Here is a 17,620-nt window from a genome sequence, read left to right as displayed (position 1 = left end):
AAAGGATATCTGGCAACCCAAGTAACTTTTTATGATCTAAGCGGATAGCTCAGTCAAAAAAAACTAAAGCGGTCGATGGACAAACGGAAATAATTTGTTTATTATACAACGCTATGTCTGACAATACCATCTGGGCGCCATGGAGAGCCGGGTTCGTACTCGGCAAGAAAGAAGAAGGTTGTGTTTTCTGCAACCGTCTCAAGATGCCGGATACGATCGAAAACTTGATCGTTTATCGCGGCAAGACCTGTGCGATTATTCTGAACAAATACCCGTACAATTCCGGTCATACGATGATCATCCCTAATCGCCATGTTGGGAATGTCGAGGACCTGACTGAAGAAGAAGCGATCGAGTTTTTTGAGTTGACGCGACGCACCGTGCGTGCGATCAAGAGCGGTATCAAACCGCATTCGCTTAATCTCGGGATGAATCTCGGCGAAAGCTCCGGGGCCGGGATCCCGGAACACCTGCACATGCACGTGGTGCCGCGCTGGAACGGCGACACTAATTTCATGCCGGTGATCGGTGAAACCAAGGTGATCTCGGTACCGCTTGAACCTATCTACGAAATTCTCCGGAAGGAGTTAGCGGCGCAATGACCAGGAAGCGCCGGATCCCGACCAAGGCAGAGTTGGTGCAGCTTCAGAAGCTGTACAAGACCGATGAAAAAATCGGCGAACGCCTCGGCGGTGTGCCGGCGTATCTGGTGGCTTATTGGCGGCGGAAGAAAAATGTCCCGAGACATTCTCAGCCGAAATTTTCAGAGCGGGAGATTCGCAGTCTCTGGGAGCGGTTCGGCGACGACGACCGCTGCGGGCTCGAGTTGGGTATTTCCAAAGCCGCGTTCTATAACTGGCGGCGCAAATACGGCATCCGCGAGAAACCGGCGTTTCTGAAACTGGAACAGCTCGAGCTGGCGTTCCCCGGTGAAAAGACGGCCTCGTCCGGTCAGTCGTTATGGGGGCAGCAAACAGCGGTGCAGAAGCTGTTCGCACGAGCGGCCGGTGAAGGCCGGGTGGAGGCCGGCCAGGAAGTTGAGATCGAGCCGGATTTGGCGGTAGCGCACGAGAACGGTGTCGATCTGATCGAGGCGTTCGGGAAAATGGGGGTCGAGTATGTCTGGAACTCGGCCAAGATCGCGCTGGCGCTGGATAATGTGATGGGGGCGGTGGATGTCGACATGGCCCGAGCGCATAAAAAAATTCGGGATTTCGCCGGTCGCCAGCGACTGAAAGCGCTGTTCGATTTCGTGGAGGGATGTCCGCACCAGGTGATGGTCGAGTCCGGGACGGTAGCGGCCGGGCGACTGGCGGTCGGTACGGATGAGCGGATCAGTTCGCTTGGATGTCTCTCCGGGATTGGAATACAATTGGCGCCCGAGGCGATGGCCAGGCTCTGGGCTATCGGCAAGACCGCCGCGGTGGTGCCGGGCACTATGCGAGTCGATGTCAACGGCCGCAGGATGCGCGGGGTCTATACCAAGGACATTGCGCTTTCGATCCTGGCCCAGATGGGCAAGGATGATGTCGCCGGAAAGGTGGTCGAGTATCACGGTTCATCGATTACCCAGATGAATATAAGCGAGCGGTACACGTTGTCGCTTCTGACGGCGGCGATGAGAACGGCCGGAGCGATGTGCCAGTTCGACTCGACGACGCGGCGGTTTCTAAACGGCCGGGCCACGGGACCGTTCGAGCCGGTGATGACCGATAAAAATGCCACCTACGATCAGATATATCAGATCAACATCGAGCACATACCGCCACAAATTAAATGCCCCGGCGGACTCGATCAAATCAAGCCGGTGGCTGAAACGACCGATGTGCCGATATCGCTGGTGCTGATCGGGACCGGTTGCAACGGCCGGTTCGATGATCTTAGAATAGCGGCCGATATCCTCAAGGGAAACCGGGTACACGAAAATGTCCGCCTGATCGTTTATCCGGCTTCGCGAACGGTTTATCTGGAAGCGCTCAAGAAGGGACTCGTGCGGGTATTTGCCGAGTCTGGGGCGATCGTGGCGCAACCCGGATTCGGGATTGCCGGGGAACGACCCTGGTTGCAAATGGGGCCGGGGGAGCGCTGCCTCGCGACCTGTGGGATTGAGTTAAGCGAAAAGGCTCAGGCGGCGGATTTATATATCTCTTCTCCCGCCACGGCAGCCGCCACGGCGCTGACCGGCGTCATCACCGAACCGAACCGGTTCATGTAGTTTTTTCCCCATTGTTCGAAGGAGAGGGAAGCATTGGTCGAAAGAAGTGCGTTTGTTATGGAGAGTGTTAACATCTCCGCAGGTTCTTATTTGTCCACTTATGCAGTTGGGGAGAGGTACCCTGAATAAAACATGATCACAACGACTTTTTATCAACAGTTGGGGCGGTTCATTTGTATATTAGGTATATGAGGCACAAGTACGTCTTTTTCATTCTGATTGCGGTGTCGGTGGCGTTTATAGCCGCGGCCGTTTCAGCTCAAAGACCGACTCGTTCGATTGCGCCGATGGCCGGTCTGGTCGAGACGAAGGCCGGGTTCCCCTCGGACGTCAAGGTGGCGCGGCTGCATTATTCAGGCGGCGGCGACTGGTATTGGGGCGGATCGGCGGTGCCGAACTTCCTGCGATTTATTAGTGATAACAGTTCATTCGCGGTCGATACGATGGAGCACGTGGTAACGATCGACGATCCCGACCTGTTCAAATATCCGTTCCTGTTTGCGACCGGTCACGGCTCGATAGATTTTACGGCTGAGGAAAAAGAACGATTACGGCAGTACCTGTCGGAAGGCGGATTTTTGTTCGTCAACGACAGTTACGGTATGGATGAGTCTTTCCGGGCGGAATTGAGTGATTTGTTCCCGGAGCGAGAGGTTGTGGAACTGCCTTTCGATCACGAGCTTTATCATTGTTTTTACGATTTCCCCTCGGGACCGCCGAAAATCCACGAGCACGACGGCAAACCGCCGCGTGGTTACGCCGTGATTCTGGACGGACGGGTGGTGGTGTATTTTCTGGTCGAGGCGGATATCGGCGACGGCTGGGAAGATCCCCAGGTGCACAAGGACCCGGAGGAGAAACGTCAGGAAGCGTTCCGGATGGGTTTGAATCTTCTGACTTATGCCTTGTTGTATTAAGACCGATTATATTAGTACCAACCGATGATAACGGGCCTCTTTTCGCAGCGTCTTTGATTCGGACAAACCTAGAGAGTTGTTTAAGGACGGCAGATGAGCATCCAGCGATCCGAAACAGGATTGATCAACAGGCTCAAGGGGATACTTTTTAAACACCGGGTACTTCTGGTCAGCGCGGGAATCATCGCGACGATGGCGGTGGTTCTGGCGGCAATAGTATTGCTTGCGCTCATTGCCAATGTGGCGGTGTTACCGGTTTGGCTGAAGATAAGTCTTCTGGTAGTTACCGGTGCGGCAATGCTGTTCGTATTCGGGCGCTACGTGGCGGCAAAGATCCTGGCCGGATCGGTGGATATGATGGCGTTGCGCCTTGAAGAGCGATATCCGGAGTTGAAAGGGCGTCTTATCGCGGCCGTGCAGTTTTCGCGCCAGGCTCGCCGTGAAGGATATTCCGAAGAATTGATTGCCCTGACCGAGCGCCAGGCGGTTGAGAAAACTTCGGGACTTAATTTCAACCGGGCATTGAGTTATTATCAACTTCTGAAGACCGGCAAGATGCTGGCGGTGGCGTTGTTCACGGCAACATTGCTTTTAACGCTGGCGCCGGGGATGTTCAGTCATTCGTATGTCGTTTATTCGCATCCGACCGAAGTTATTGCTCCGCCGCTGGGCTACAGCCTTGAAGCCTGGCCGGGATCGATTCAATGGATCAAGTATCGTGATCTGGAAATCGGAGCACGCCTGATCGGGGACCAATTCCCGAAAGAGGCGGTGATTCATCATCGGCTGGCCGGCGGCTCCTGGCAGGAGACGAAAATTGATATCGAGCGGGGGGGGAGTTTTTCAGCCGGTGCGGTCGATACGTTGCCGGTTACTATCAAGCTGCGCCAGGTCAATAAGTCATTAGATTATTGGGTCGAGGCGGGACGACTGAAAACGGAGATTCAGGCGGTTGATGTCGTTGACCGACCACGTGTGACCGGGATCAAGCTGTCGCTGTTTTATCCCAGGTACACCGGCCTGGAACCGGCGGTAATAGACGAGAACAACGGCTCGTTTTCGGCCGTGGTCGGCAGCCGGGTGAATATCGACGTCACTACCAATCTGCCGATTACGCAGGCGTTTTTGGTGTTCGAGGATTCCAGTCGGACACCGCTCGAGGTGAACGGCGTCCGCGCGAGTACCTCCTTGCGAGTCGATGAATCGCGAGCTTATTACGTGCGGCTGATTGACGGCCTCGGTGAGCAGAATCCGGATCCGATCGAGTATTATATTACAGCCGTACCTGACGAATATCCCTCGGTCGATATCGTGCGGCCGGGATTCGACATCAATCTGGGTGAGCAGATGGTCGTGCCGCTCAAAGCGCGTATTTACGATGATTATGGGTTTTCTTCGCTGGCGTTGAAGTACACGCTGGTCAGCGGCGGGCAGGCTTCGGAAGAACACGTGGCGGTTCTTCATTTTTCCGACCGCATCAAAACCGAGGGTGAGATCGAGTTCAACTGGGATATCAACCAGTACAATCTCTATCCGGGCGATTACGTGGTCTATTACATGGAGGTTGCCGACAACGACCGTATTACCGGACCGAAGACTTCCATCTCACGCAAATACGTGGCGCGGTTCCCGTCGCTGGAGGAGATCGTAGCGGAAACCGAGGCTGAGGCGGCTCAGCGGATCACACAAACCCAGGAGATGCTTCAGCAGGGAAAAGAAGCTGCCGAACGGCTGAAGAATATCACGCGTAAAATTCAGGCTCAGGAGAAGAGCTCTCGCCAAACCGACTGGCAACACCAGGAAGAGTTGAAAGATATCGCCGAGCAAAACTCCGAGTTGATGGATCAGATCCAGAAAACGGCCGAGGATATGGACAAGTCGATCGACAAGGCGACCGAAAACGCTCTGTTGAGCCGCCAGATTCTGGAGAAGATGGCCCAGGTGCGAAAGCTGTTCGAGGAAGTAGCCACGCCGGAGATGAAAAAAGCTCAGGAAAAGCTGATGGAAGCACTCAAGAATATGAATCGGGAAGAGCTTCAGAAGGCGATGCAGGACTATCAAATGAGCCTCGAAGAGATGCTTCAGCGACTGGAACGCACGATGGCGCTGCTCAAGCGGATGCAACTCGAACAGAAGATGGAGGCGATGCTGCGTCAGCTCGAACAACTGGCGGAACAGCAGGAAGCGGTCAACAGCGAAACCGACTCGACGCAAAAGGGTAATCTGCCGAAACTCGGGCAGACCGAGAGCGGACTAAAAAAAGATCTGCAGCAGTTGAAGAAGCAGACGTCCGATCTGAGAGATGTTGCCAAAGAGGCGGAGATGGACAAGGCCGAGGAACTGGAATCGTTCGCCCAGGCACTGGAGCAGACCGATGCCGATCAGAATATGGAGCAGATGTCGCAGTCACTGAGTGAGCAGCAACGTGATAAGGCCGGCGAGCAGGGAAAGCAGGCGCTGTCGAAGCTGTTACAGATGATTGACCAGATGCAAAAATCGCTGGCCTCGATGCAGCACAACGATGCCGAAGAGATGATGCGAGCGATGCAGATGGCTATCGATGATGCCAACAATCTTTCGCAGGATCAGGAAGACCTTTATCGTCAGCTCGAAGATCTGGACAGTCGTTCCATGGCGATGCACGACCAGGCTGAAAAGCAGCAGGATTTGGAATCTTCCTGTAACGGATTGAAGAACCGAATTTCAGAGTTAGGCAAGCAGTCGCCGTTTATTGCGGCTGAATTACAGCGGTTGGTCGATGAAGCCACGGCTAAGATGAGTCTGGCGACCGAAGAAATGGCCAATCGTCAGAAGTTACAGTCGATGAGATCGCAACGTGAAGCTATGTCCCGGTTGAATCTTGCGGCTATTCGCCTGATGGAGTCGCTCCAACAACAATCCCAGTGCAATAACGGCAGCAACTGTAACAAGCCGAGCCAGAAGCTGTCCAGTATGTGTAACAAGCAGAACCAGCTTAACATGCAGACCCAGCAGCAATGTAACAATCCGGGTCAGTCGAATCCGTCACAAGGAGAATCGGCACGTCAGACACTGCAACGATTAGCGTCTGAACAGGGGACTTTGAGGAAGTCGCTAGAGGACCTCAACAAGGAGTTCGGTGATTCGCGCCAGATTCTGGGTCGATTGGATGATATCGCCCGTGAGATGAAAAAGGTCGAAGAGGAATTGGCCTCGGGTAATGTCGGCGCCGAGACGACCGAACGGCAGTTGAAAATCTACTCGCGTTTGCTGGAGGCTTCGCGTTCGTTGCAGCGGCGCGATTTCACGGAACAGCGGCAGGCTACCAGCGCGAAGGAAAATATCTTTGCCCCGCCGCCGGCACTGCCCTCGGATATGCTGGATGATCGTGTCAAACTCGAAGACCGTTTGCGGCAGTATCTTTCAGAGGATTATCCGGCTCAATACGAGGAGCAAATCAAGGCGTATTTCAGGGCATTGCTCAATTCCGGCGCCGACCGTACCGGCGGAAACGAAGAAGGAGCCCGCCCTTGAGAAAGTTGCTTGTTCTTCTTTTTGCCGTCTCGCTTTTATTCCCGATGGGGGTAGTCCGGGGAGGGGAGGTATCGAAGGAAACGAAGTCATCGAACAGCGACCAGACTCCCACGGCAGATTTTGATCGCAAGCTGAGAGTGGCGCGAGAATTGATGCGCAACGGTGACTATTTCAGCGCGGCCGATTTATTCGAGTCGATGCAGGAGGAACGTCCGGACGACCTTTCCCTCTACAACCAGTTGAAAACCTGTTATCGACAACTTTCGATGTACGATAAACTGGAGCTGTTGATCCGCCAACAGATGGCAGGTCACCCGGATAATCATCGCTTTCCCATCGATTTGGGGGAGTGTTTCGCCGTACAGCAAAAATCCGATCCGGCTCATAAGGCTTACGACCAGGCGCTCGATGCGGCTTCGGACGATGCTGAGATATTGGCGGTACTGGCCAGCATGAGTCGATCAGGTCTGGTCGATGCCTCGCTGAAAATCATGGACGGATTGGACGACACCACGCAGGCTTCAGCGGCATACGTATTCGAACGCGGCCAGGAATACGAGATGCTGAAGCTCTATGGGAAAGCGGCGGGGGAGTATCTTGAGCTTCTATCCGACACCGGGAGGGTAGCGACCAATGCCGAACGGCGGATTGTATCGTTGTTGTCTTATGAACCGGCGGCCGCCTCGGTGGAAACGGTTCTGGTCGCACGTATGGAAACCGTACCGGGAGGCGGGCTTTTGGAGATTCTGTCGAGTCATTTCCTCAAGGAAGGGCAATTCGATGTCGCATACAACCTGGCACTGCGACAGGATTCGATAGACGGGTTCTCGGCGCAGGCGCCGCTTCGATTCATGGTGACGGCGAAGGAACAGAAACAACCCGAACAGGTGATTAGAATGGCCGCCTGGGTGCTGGAACACTATGACAGCAGTTCGGTGGAAGTACAGACGCGGTTCTCGCTGGGTGAGGCGCAGGTGAAGTTAGGACAATACCGGGCGGCGCTGAACAACTACCAGACGTTGATAGATCGATCTCGTGATGTGCGTGATTCCTGCGAGGCAATCTACGAAATGGCCGGAATATATCTCGATTATCTGAATCAGTACGATTCCGCTCTGATCCTGTTCGATGCGGTTGCTAACGCAAAACAGCGTACTCAGGCATCGTTGCTGTCGCTTCGTGAAATTCCCTTTTGTTATTTGCGAATGGGGGATTTCAGCAGGGCATACGACCAATTCGGACAACTGCGTAATAATCGAGCCATGAATCGCGAGGACTGGCTGGAGGAATTCGATTATTATCGCGGTATGATCAGATTCTGCGAGGGCCAGTACGATTCGAGCGAGGTGGCCCTGAGGCGATTGATGGTCGATTTCCCGATGGGATTTTATGTCAACGATGCGCTGCAAATGGTCATGATAATCAGCCGGGCGGCAGGGAATACCACCCTGTTGGATAGTTGGGGGGCGGTCTGCCGGGCGGATTTGCAACGACAATCGGATTCACTTAAGCAGGCGCTGTTGGCGGTGGCGGACTTATCCAATACGACTTTGGCTGATTTAGCGTTACACCGGTTGATCGAGATAGCCGTTACCGAAGGGGCCGAGGACGTAGCTTTAGGTTTTGTAGAGCGAATGGGCGAAGAAGCTCCGGAGTCATATTATTATCCGTTCGCCTTGAAAACCAAGGCGGATTTACTGAGCCGGAGGCCCGATCGAATCGACGAAGCCGGAGAAATTTACCTGCAGTTGTTGCAGGGGTATCCCAATTACCCGTTTGCGTCCGAGGTGCGGGAGAAACTCAGAAATATGCACCCGGACGATGAAATCGGATAAAACTAGAATTTGGAGAGTTTCTCTCGACCGTCGCGCAACGTTTTTACCTGCTGCTCGAGGTTGAACACTCTCTTTTCGTAGTTCTCGATTCTCTGAGATTTCATCTTGGTTGTGGTACGGACCAATAATCCGAGTGAAATCAACATGAACATGATCGAGTTTACTCGGCGAAATATCTCTCCCATATTCAGGATCGAATCCACGAAAGCCAAAATGCCGAGTCCGAACAGGACGGCACACCAAACAAACATAAATACCTCCGGATATTGGGCCGATTTCAGGCTCTCTGGTCGACCGAAATTATCTGTTGTGATCTCTGTCGCCAGTGTTATATTTATCGACTGATTTAGTGTTTGTATTATGCCTTCAGGCCCGATATCTGTATAATTGATAATGTCTTGTTCCGTTCATAGGAGGCTGATTTGACCGACCCCGTCCTGATTCGCGATAATAAACCGGACCGCGGAAATATCATCGTTGCCGGCCTGGTGTTCCTGATATCCTTTATAGTTTATGCCATGACCGTCCAGCAGTCGCTCTCTTTTTGGGACTGCGGAGAGTTCATTGCCTGTGCAAATATCCTGGGTATCCCGCATCCGCCCGGAACACCGCTGTTTGTGATTATTGGAAGGATTTTTGCGATAATTCCATTTGTCGAAGATATTGCCCATCGAATCAACTACATCTCGGTAATTTCATCGGCTTTCACGGCCATGTTCAGCTATCTGCTGGCGGTTCGCCTTATTCGGTATTTCTTTGCCAAAGACGATCATTCTCCCTTGTGCAAGCTTATCTGTTACGTGGGCGGTTTCGTCGCCGGTCTGACCGTGGCCTTCGGGAGAACCAACTGGGGGAACTCGGTTGAGGCGGAAGTATACGGACTCGCCATGGCGCTTTCGGTGATGATTATCTGGCTGACGGTACGATTCTGGGAAGAACGGGGTTCATCCAAGGCCTTGCGTTATATGATCCTGGCCATGTTCCTGGCAACGCTGGGAATTGGCATTCATATGACCGTTTTTCTGGTGGTGCCGGTTTGCGCCATATTCTGGATTCTCAAAAAGGATGCGACTAAGAGAGATTTTATCCTTATATGTGCTTTTGCCCTGATAGAATTTCTGCTGGTCATGTTATTTGCCGATAATCGTGGCGGTCCCAGAGCTTATTATATCGCCTCGGGATTGTTGGCAATCGGTTTGTTGGTGCTGCTTTATAAGAGAATCAACTGGGCCATCGTAGTAGCGGTGGGATCGGTTTCTTCGGTAATGATGAGCTTCTCCGCTTATCAAAAAGCGACACCGGTGGCGCTGTTGGTTTTGCTGGGAATGGCGTTATTCAGCAAGCGGACCGGGGTAGACCTCAAATGGAAAACCGGCCTGACGCTATTGGTAATAGGATTCATGGGGATATCGGTACATGCCTTTATCCCGATTCGTTCCAGTATCAATCCGCGAATCGATGAAAATAATCCCTCACGAGACTGGCGCACCTTCACGAATTTCCTGGATCGTCGTCAATACGGCCAGGAAAGTATGGTCGAGCGCATGTTTCATCGGCGGGGAGAATGGTCGAACCAGTTCGGTCGCCATGCCCACATGGGATTCTGGTCCTATTTCGAGGAACAATGGTCGCAGGGCGGAGCACAGTTCGTTTTCGTATTTTTCCTGCTCGGTATGATTGGAATGATCGTAGCGATCCTGAAGCGGGCGGAAATAGGCATGCCGTTCTTCACGCTCTTCATAGTCTGCTCGGTGGGGTTGATCTTGTACATGAACTTCGCCGACGGTACTCAATACAACGAGATGAGCGGTGATGCTTACATGGAAGTGCGCGACCGTGATTACTTCTTTACGCCGGCGTTCGTGTTTTTCGGAATTGCCATCGGCATGGGCGTAGCTGCGATTCTGACATTTCTTAAGGACAGCCTGGCCGGAAACGAAGGAACGCAGAAAATGCTTGTTCGAGCCGGGGTGGTGCTGGCGCTGTTGCCGGGGATAAGCCTGGCGCACAGTTATCATACCAACGACCGCTCGAATAATTTCATCCCGTATAACTACGCCGCCAATTTGCTCGATACCTGCGAGCCGAACGCTATCTTGTTTACCTCGGGCGACAACGACACTTTCCCGGTGTGGTGCCTCCAGGAGGTGTATAATTATCGCAGAGACGTACGAGTGGTGAATTTATCGCTGCTTAATACCGACTGGTACGTGGAGCAGATGAAAAACCGCTACGATGTCCCTATCTCGCTCAGTGAAGAAGAGATTCTCTGGTATCCCTATGAGGTGGCTCCGGGCGTCGAAACGCAGCGTCCCAAAAAGCAATTCTATGACAGAGCTCGTCGTCGTCATACTTTCCTGCAGGCGCTGCCGTACGGCGGCAGGTTACTTCGTGTGCAGGATATGATGGTGGATGATATCGTCTGGGAAAGCACGATCAAGGATGGAGACTCACTGGAGTTGAAGAATCCGATTTACTTCAGCTCACAACCGTACGCCGAGTCACCGCTGGGTCTGCGCCAGTACACTTATTCGATCGGGCTGCTTTATAAGTTGGATTGGACTCCGCCGCCGCGATTGATCGATGCCGATGCCGGGTACGATCTTTTCATGAACGATTATCGGTATGACGGTTATCAGGATTCGAAAGTCTATCGTGATGAAAATGCCACCGGGGTGTTTGTCACTATCGGTGTTAATTCCGGAAAAATCTTCGATGATCTGATGTTTAGCGGGGATACCTCGCGAGCGATGGCTCTGGGTGAAAAGATGCTCGAGGTTTATCCCGAATACTGGCAAAACACACAGATGATGGCCTATCAATACGAACTGGCGGGCGACACCGTCAAAGCCAATGAGTTGTGGTATCGTCTGCGTGATACTCTCACGGCATTTTGCGAGTCGAATCCGGAAAACCTGTTTTATCTGCAGGATCTGGGTTTGACCGATATGGAGATGGGGCTTCGTTTCGGCGACAGCCAGATGGTTGATGAGGGACTGGATCTTTCCTGGCAAGCCTTTATTGCCAATCCGAATTCCAATTTTGCCTTCCGCAAGTTGGTAACGGTGATGGCTCGCTCGGGCCGCGATATAAGACCTCAGTTGCGTGATGCGATCGAGTTGCAATGGAAATACAAGGTCAATCAGGCCGATCCATTCCTGCAGCAGATTCGGCGTGAGATGTTTATGCCCTCGACTGAAGCGCCTGTCGGTGGATAAGGCACATCTGTTTATGTGGATAGAGATGAGAAGTCCCGGTCGAGAAGGCCGGGACTTTTTTTAGTCGGTAAATTTGTAGCCGGCGCGACGGCGATATTTTTCACCGGCGTGGTCCATCATCCGCTCCAGAACGAACTCTCTTCGGATGGTTTCGTAGTCGTTATGATAACGGGCAATGATCATGTTGACTTCATCTTCGGCATAGGAGCGTTCCGGCTCGAACTGAGCGAGGATATACTCGAGCAGATACATCCGCTTGGAACGAAGATCATTCTTTGCAGACAGAGCGGCGGACATGGGCGGAATCGGCTGGAGCTGGACTGTCTCGTTTTTGGCTGCGATAGATTTACCGTTGCCGTTGCCTTTCCCATTGCTGTTGCCGTTACCATTGCCTTCGGTCTGGTTGGATAGCTCTTCGAGCCAGGAATAAACGGACTGTTCGGGAATGCGCCAGTCCTTGCCGATTTTATAAGCGGATATCTCACCTGCTTGTACTTTGCGGGTGATCACCTGAGCGTTCATCTTGAGTTTCTTGGCGAGTTCGGAAGTGGTAAAAAACTCGGTATTCTTGATTATGCCCTCGTAGTAGGCCACTCGTAATCTCCTTATGGTTAGTACCTATGAAGATCAAGACTAAGCCGTATTGTGCAGTAGCGTCAACTACTTTTTTTTGTAATGAGGCATTATTCGGCGTCTTTTTAGAGACAGGTAAAGGTATGCGGTTTCATAGGTAGATTTGTTGACTTGACACGCCGGGAATAGGTTAATTGTCGCGATGATTTATCTCGTTTACAGTGTATTGTGCGCGATCTGGGGCTCGACCTGGATGGCGATCAAAATAGGAGTAGCGGAGGCCCCGCCCCTGTATTCCTCGGGATTTCGCTTCGCGATAGCAGCGACGGTGATCTGGGGAATAATCCTGGTCCAGCGACGGCGTTTGCCGGACACTGTGGAGCGCTTTGTAAGACGAGGTATTCCGGGTTTGTTCATGTTCGGGATTAGCTATGCCATGGTTTATCTGGCGGAGGAACATCTCAGTTCCGCGCTGACATCGGCGCTGTTTGCCTCGTTCACGTTTTTCATAGCGTTGTTTTCGATATTTATGCTGCCGGCGGAGCGTTTGAGATTGCTGCATTGGTGCGGTTTGTTGATCGGATTTGTCGGAGTTGTGATCATTTCGCTGGATTCCATGCAGGTGTCGCAGTCGCTTTTATGGGGGGTGATACTGGCCGTAGGGGGAGCTGTGACTTCGGCGTTCGGCACGGTTTTACACAAACGATGCTTCAGCCGCGATGATATCGTGGTGTCGGCCGGAATCCAGATGCTGTTCGGTTTCGTACCGTTGTTGCTGGCGGCGCTGTTGTTTGAAAATCCGGCTGATTTTTCCATGAACGCTCGCTCGGTTGGTTCCTTGTTGTACCTGGCGCTGATCGGCACGGTCGTAACCTTCCTGGGTTATTATTGGCTCCTGGCCCGTATCAGGGTGGTGGTCGTGTCGGCAATAGGTTATATTACACCGGTAGTGGCGATTGTGCTCGGCTACTTGGTGCTGGGGGAGCAATTGACGTTATTCGAGATGTCTGGAGTAGTGCTGGTACTCGGGGGAGTAATTATGGTTTCGCATAAGTGATCTTGAGTATGAATCTCGTAATTCTGATAAATACAGATCAAACCGATGAACGACGATATGTCCTGGGGGATCATCGAGCGGAGCATATCAGGTCCATTCTTAAGCTAAAAGTCGGTGATGAGTTCGAGGCCGGACTTCTGAACGGACCGATCGGAAAAGCTCGGATATTGTCGGATGACGGTGTTGTAATAGAGGTGGAGATCGGCGGCCTGAGGGAGCCATCGGCTGATCCGGTTGCCATTCATCTTATTTGCGCCCTGCCGCGACCGCAAACGGTCAAAAAGGTGCTTCAGACAATAGCAACTATGGGGGTAGAACGGTGTGATTTCATTCGAGCCAACCGAGTAGAACGAAGTTTCTATCAGTCACCGCTGATCGCAGAGCAGAATTTTATGTCATACATATTGGAGGGTCTGGCTCAGGGAAAACGTACCAAATTGCCTGAGGTTGCGGTGCACGAACGATTTCGGCCGTTTATGGAAGATGTTTTACCGACGCTGGACTCCGGCCGTGAACGAGCATTGAGACTCTTGCCGGACCCGGAAGCGGCTGAGACATTGGATAAGGTATTCGAGCAATCCTCGCGGGTAATCCTTGCGATTGGACCGGAGGGAGGCTGGGTGCCGTTTGAGACGGAGCTGATGGAATCGCTGGGATTTGTCCGATATCGGTTGAGCCGTTCGATCCTGCGAGTAGAGACGGCTGTGACGGCGGCGTTGGCGCAGATGGAATTGCTGACGATGAGGCCGAGGTGATGGTCGAGTTTATTATTAGTCTATGCGGGGGACAGTTATATATTCCTGCTAACTAGTAAGGGGATTTACGACAGGCATTCCTTGTAAACGGGAGGTTTTAATATGAAAGCTCTTATACTGCTTCAACTGGTGCTTGTTCTATCCGGTTTTATAGCGATGTCGGTAGGAGCCTGGAAGAAAGAGGCGGGAAAACCTGCGTCGGCGACCGATGATCCGGTTGAGATTGAGACTGAGCGGCGTCGGGGGAGCGTGTGATCTATCTATTGGGACAGATTATGGTGCCGACTGGCTGCCTGATCGGTGTTATTTATTACTTCCTGAAGTGATTGAGGAAGAACGCAGAGCGTTCAATCATCACGCTCTGACGCATAGCATCGACGAGTCGGTATGGCTGATTCCTCGGATACGCCGCGTCCAACGTATCAACAATCCCTCCCCCGTAGACCGGGAGCCCTGCAGCCCCGGCCATGAGACGCGGTCGCCCAAGTTAAATGGGTGTCACTTAAGGGGATACGCTACCAGTCCCGCTATCGCTGTAAAAATCAAAGAAAATAAATGCAGATTTTTTAGCATTTGCGCTTGACAAATCGACCGGTTTATCCGTCTCTAATGATAGATGCTAAAAATTTAGCAATACTCAAATTAAGGACGGTGTGTTTGGCTCAGAAAAAACTATCAGATCTCAGCCGCCGGGAACGACAAATCATGGATGTTGTCTTCCGCCTGCAGGAGGTATCGGTCTCGGATATTCTCGAAAGCCTTACCGATCCCCCCAGCTACAGCGCTGTGCGGGCGCTGGTGGGGATTCTTCAGGATAAAGGATATCTGAGGCATCGTAAGGAGGGACGCAAGTATGTCTATTCCGCCACGGTGCAACGGGAACGAGCCAGCAAGAGTGCATTGAAGCATGTCATGAAAACTTTCTTTGACAATTCAGCGGAACAGTTGGTGGCAGCGCTGGTGGATCCTTCACAATCAGATTTGTCTGACCACGATTTGGAACGGTTGTCCCGGCTAATCGAGCAGGCGCGGAAGGAGGGTAAATAGCTGTGACATCATTTCCAGCGGATATAATTCAAGCTGTAGTGGGGCTTGAGATCAGGATCGGTCTGGTTCTGATTACAGCAGTTACCGCCTACTTATTGACGCGGCGTTGTTCACCGAAACTGCGAGGGGCTTTCATTCAGACCGGCATTATCGGTTCGTTGTTGTTGCCGTTGTTGTACTTGGTTGTGCCTTCCATAGGTCTTTCCGTTGGAGATATGGTAAGTCGTGCGATTGACGGCGGAGCTGTTTTGGTTTCCGGAACACGTTTGGCGGCAGGTGGTCAGCCGGTTTACGGGATTGAATCAATAGCTTCGTTCATGGTGCTGATTGTATGGATGGCGGGAAGTACGTTGTTGCTTATTCGGATGGTGGTGGGCATGCGGTATAACAGTCGGATAGCACAACGCGGGACGCAGGTGTCACGGCGGGTGATGTCGGTTGCGACCGAGCTGTCCGAGCGAGCCGGGCTCCGAAATGTTCCGAAGATGGTCATGAGTGATGATACGACAGTGCCGTTTGTCTGGGGCTGGAGGCGACCGCTAGTGGTTCTTCCGGTTGATGCGGAGAATTGGGAAACGGGTCGAATCAAGATCACGCTCATGCATGAGTTCAATCATATCGTTCGCGGCGATCAGAAACTTCTCATAATAGCGACTATAAGCACGGCGTTGCATTGGCCTGATCCGTTGGTTTGGCTGGTGCGTCGCCTTTTCCGCAACGAAGCTGAACGAGCTTGTGATGATAGTGTAATGCGACTCGGCGGGCGGGCTTCCGACTATGCCGGGCACTTGTTGATTATGGCGACGGCGTTGGCGCGTAACCGGATGCGTACGCCGCTAAGTATGACATTGTTGAACAAATCCCTTTTGGAGGGCAGACTAATGCGAATTATGTCAATGAACGGCGCCGTTCGGACGGCGCGCCCCTGGGCTTTAACCGCGGCGGTGCTGTTGTTGGCGGCCATTACGGTCGGGGCCGCTTCCATTCAGATCCAGCCAATGGCGGTCGTGGAACAGAATAACGAGATTTCTTCGGCAAGTGCGATTGAAGCTTCGAGCGGCGATGAAGAAAAACTGCCCGGGCCGGATGAGTTCGTGCCGGTCGAGAAGATGCCGGAAATGGTGGTCATGCAACCTCCGGTCTATCCCCCGGAAGCCAAGGAAAAAGGTATCGAGGGATCGGTTTATGTCCAATCGCTCGTTGATAAGAACGGCGATGTCCTGGAGGTGAAGTTGGGAAAGACCTCCGGGAATAAACTGCTGGATAAAGCGGCTTTAGTGTCGGCGAAAGAGTGCAAATTCAAACCGGGGATTCAGGACGGGAAACCGGTAGCGGTCTGGATATCGTATCGAGTCGATTTCGTCCTGGACGGCCAAGCTGACTCGACCGAGAACTAGAGCACACGGAGAGCGAGTGACAAGAAAGGGTGACCGCATGAAGCGATCACCCTTTATTAATTTGCTGCGAAATCAAGCGGCTGTGATCTGATGGACGTGAACATCCTGCTGTGGGAATGGAATGGAGATTCCTTCCTGATCGAAGGTTAGTTTAACCTTTTCGGTCAAATCCCAGTAGACAGTCCAATAATCGGCAGTGTTAACCCAGGGGCGGACGATGAAATTGACCGAAGAATCGGCTAGTTCCGAAACCGCCACGACCGGTGCGGGATCCTGGAGGATACGGTTGTCCTCGGTGAGGATCCGCTCCAGAATCTGCTTGGCTTTTTTGAGATCATCGTTATAACCGATACCGAACACCATGTCGATACGGCGGGTTTCTTTGGCGGAATAGTTGGTGATAGTGGAACCGGTTATGGCTCCGTTGGGGATAATAACTTTTTTATTATCACCGGTCTTCATAACCGTGCTGAAGATGCTGATCTCTTCAATCACCCCGGCCGTTCCGGCTGCCTCAACGAAATCACCCGCGCGGAAGGGATGGAAGATAATCAACATCACGCCGGAGGCGAAATTAGCCAGAGAGCCCTGAAGAGCAAAACCGACAGCCAAACCGGCAGCGCCGAGAATAGCCACGAACGAGGTAGTTTCAACGCCGAGTTGGCCGAGCACGACGATAACGAGGATCGTCAACAAAATGGCGCGGACCAGGCTGGTCAGGAATTTCGACAAGGTTTCGTCCGTATGAGACTTGGCCATCAGTCTTTTGGTCGTTCCTACCAGCATGCTGACAACGATACGACCGACGATGAATATGACAATCGCCATGAGGACTTTAAGTCCATAAAGTTTCACGTAATCGGTCATTTGCCCCAGTAAATCTTCCACTTCTTTTCTCCTTTTATTACAAGAGTTCAATTTATTTTCGGATGTACAGAACAGCCCGAAAGGAACATGCCAACTATGCGAATAACCGACCTGGGTGTCAAGTTCTTGATTGTCATATAGATCTTGTTGGTTCTTGATACGAATCGATACAGGTGTTATCATGTTCCACGGAAATATACGATAAAAGAAGGTTTGCTTTTTATGC

At 52.3% G+C, this 17,620-nt stretch carries 14 protein-coding genes; 11 read left to right on the top strand and 3 right to left on the bottom strand.

The genetic code is table 11. The features are described from left to right. The first annotated feature begins 113 nt into the window (after nucleotides 1-113). The 5 genes from PLF13_00485 to PLF13_00465 all read left to right on the top strand — a co-directional run bounded on the left by PLF13_00485 (nucleotide 114) and on the right by PLF13_00465 (nucleotide 8,480). Nucleotides 114-602, top strand: a complete 489-nt coding sequence (locus PLF13_00485) for an HIT domain-containing protein (GenBank protein ID HOP05743.1) — start codon at nucleotides 114-116, stop codon at nucleotides 600-602. After that, a complete protein-coding gene (locus PLF13_00480; GenBank protein ID HOP05742.1) occupies nucleotides 599-2,215 on the top strand; it encodes an aconitase family protein in 1,617 nt (538 codons plus the stop codon). The genes PLF13_00485 and PLF13_00480 overlap by 4 nt, the downstream gene beginning before the upstream one ends. Nucleotides 2,216-2,403: 188 nt before the next feature. Then, nucleotides 2,404-3,132 (top strand): DUF4159 domain-containing protein, encoded by a 729-nt coding sequence (locus PLF13_00475; GenBank protein ID HOP05741.1) that lies wholly within the window; start codon nucleotides 2,404-2,406, stop codon nucleotides 3,130-3,132. 93 nt (nucleotides 3,133-3,225) lie between these two features. Beyond that, nucleotides 3,226-6,645: a hypothetical protein gene (locus PLF13_00470; protein ID HOP05740.1), complete on the top strand. Its 3,420-nt coding sequence runs from the start codon at nucleotides 3,226-3,228 to the stop codon at nucleotides 6,643-6,645. Continuing rightward, nucleotides 6,642-8,480, top strand: coding sequence for a hypothetical protein (locus tag PLF13_00465; protein ID HOP05739.1), 1,839 nt, complete (start codon nucleotides 6,642-6,644; stop codon nucleotides 8,478-8,480). The genes PLF13_00470 and PLF13_00465 overlap by 4 nt, the downstream gene beginning before the upstream one ends. 2 nt (nucleotides 8,481-8,482) lie before the next feature. Here PLF13_00465 and PLF13_00460 read toward each other — a convergent pair whose 3' ends face one another. Continuing rightward, nucleotides 8,483-8,731, bottom strand: coding sequence for a hypothetical protein (locus PLF13_00460; protein ID HOP05738.1), 249 nt, complete (start codon nucleotides 8,729-8,731; stop codon nucleotides 8,483-8,485). 171 nt (nucleotides 8,732-8,902) lie between these two features. Between PLF13_00460 and PLF13_00455 the strand changes: the two genes are divergently transcribed. Then, nucleotides 8,903-11,698: a DUF2723 domain-containing protein gene (locus tag PLF13_00455; protein ID HOP05737.1), complete on the top strand. Its 2,796-nt coding sequence runs from the start codon at nucleotides 8,903-8,905 to the stop codon at nucleotides 11,696-11,698. 60 nt (nucleotides 11,699-11,758) lie between these two features. Here the strand turns inward: PLF13_00455 and PLF13_00450 are convergent, their stop codons facing one another. Then, entirely contained in the window at nucleotides 11,759-12,292 is a 534-nt protein-coding gene (locus PLF13_00450; GenBank protein ID HOP05736.1) for a DUF2087 domain-containing protein, read from the bottom strand. A 181-nt stretch (nucleotides 12,293-12,473) separates the two neighbouring features. On the opposite strand from PLF13_00450, the gene PLF13_00445 reads away from it, so the two are divergent. The 5 genes from PLF13_00445 (at nucleotide 12,474) to PLF13_00425 (ending at nucleotide 16,527) form a co-directional block, all read left to right on the top strand. Next, the gene (locus tag PLF13_00445) at nucleotides 12,474-13,328 is read left to right on the top strand and encodes an EamA family transporter (GenBank protein HOP05735.1); all 855 of its coding nucleotides are present in this window, start codon (nucleotides 12,474-12,476) and stop codon (nucleotides 13,326-13,328) included. A gap of 8 nt (nucleotides 13,329-13,336) precedes the next feature. Then, nucleotides 13,337-14,083: an RsmE family RNA methyltransferase gene (locus PLF13_00440; protein ID HOP05734.1), complete on the top strand. Its 747-nt coding sequence runs from the start codon at nucleotides 13,337-13,339 to the stop codon at nucleotides 14,081-14,083. A 102-nt stretch (nucleotides 14,084-14,185) separates the two neighbouring features. Next, nucleotides 14,186-14,338, top strand: a complete 153-nt coding sequence (locus tag PLF13_00435) for a hypothetical protein (protein HOP05733.1) — start codon at nucleotides 14,186-14,188, stop codon at nucleotides 14,336-14,338. 396 nt (nucleotides 14,339-14,734) lie between these two features. Continuing rightward, nucleotides 14,735-15,130, top strand: coding sequence for a BlaI/MecI/CopY family transcriptional regulator (locus PLF13_00430; protein ID HOP05732.1), 396 nt, complete (start codon nucleotides 14,735-14,737; stop codon nucleotides 15,128-15,130). A 2-nt stretch (nucleotides 15,131-15,132) separates the two neighbouring features. Next, complete coding sequence (locus PLF13_00425) at nucleotides 15,133-16,527, top strand: M56 family metallopeptidase (protein HOP05731.1); 1,395 nt, start codon at nucleotides 15,133-15,135, stop codon at nucleotides 16,525-16,527. Between the two features lie 72 nt (nucleotides 16,528-16,599). Here PLF13_00425 and PLF13_00420 read toward each other — a convergent pair whose 3' ends face one another. Then, nucleotides 16,600-17,394 (bottom strand): mechanosensitive ion channel, encoded by a 795-nt coding sequence (locus PLF13_00420; GenBank protein HOP05730.1) that lies wholly within the window; start codon nucleotides 17,392-17,394, stop codon nucleotides 16,600-16,602. Nucleotides 17,395-17,620 lie beyond the last annotated feature (226 nt).

It is taken from the genome of Candidatus Zixiibacteriota bacterium, from assembly GCA_035380245.1.
In the GTDB taxonomy this organism is placed as follows: Bacteria; Zixibacteria; MSB-5A5; order GN15; family FEB-12; genus DAOSXA01.
Note: the sequence above shows the minus strand (reverse complement) of the source record. Positions and strands in the feature narration are given on the sequence as shown.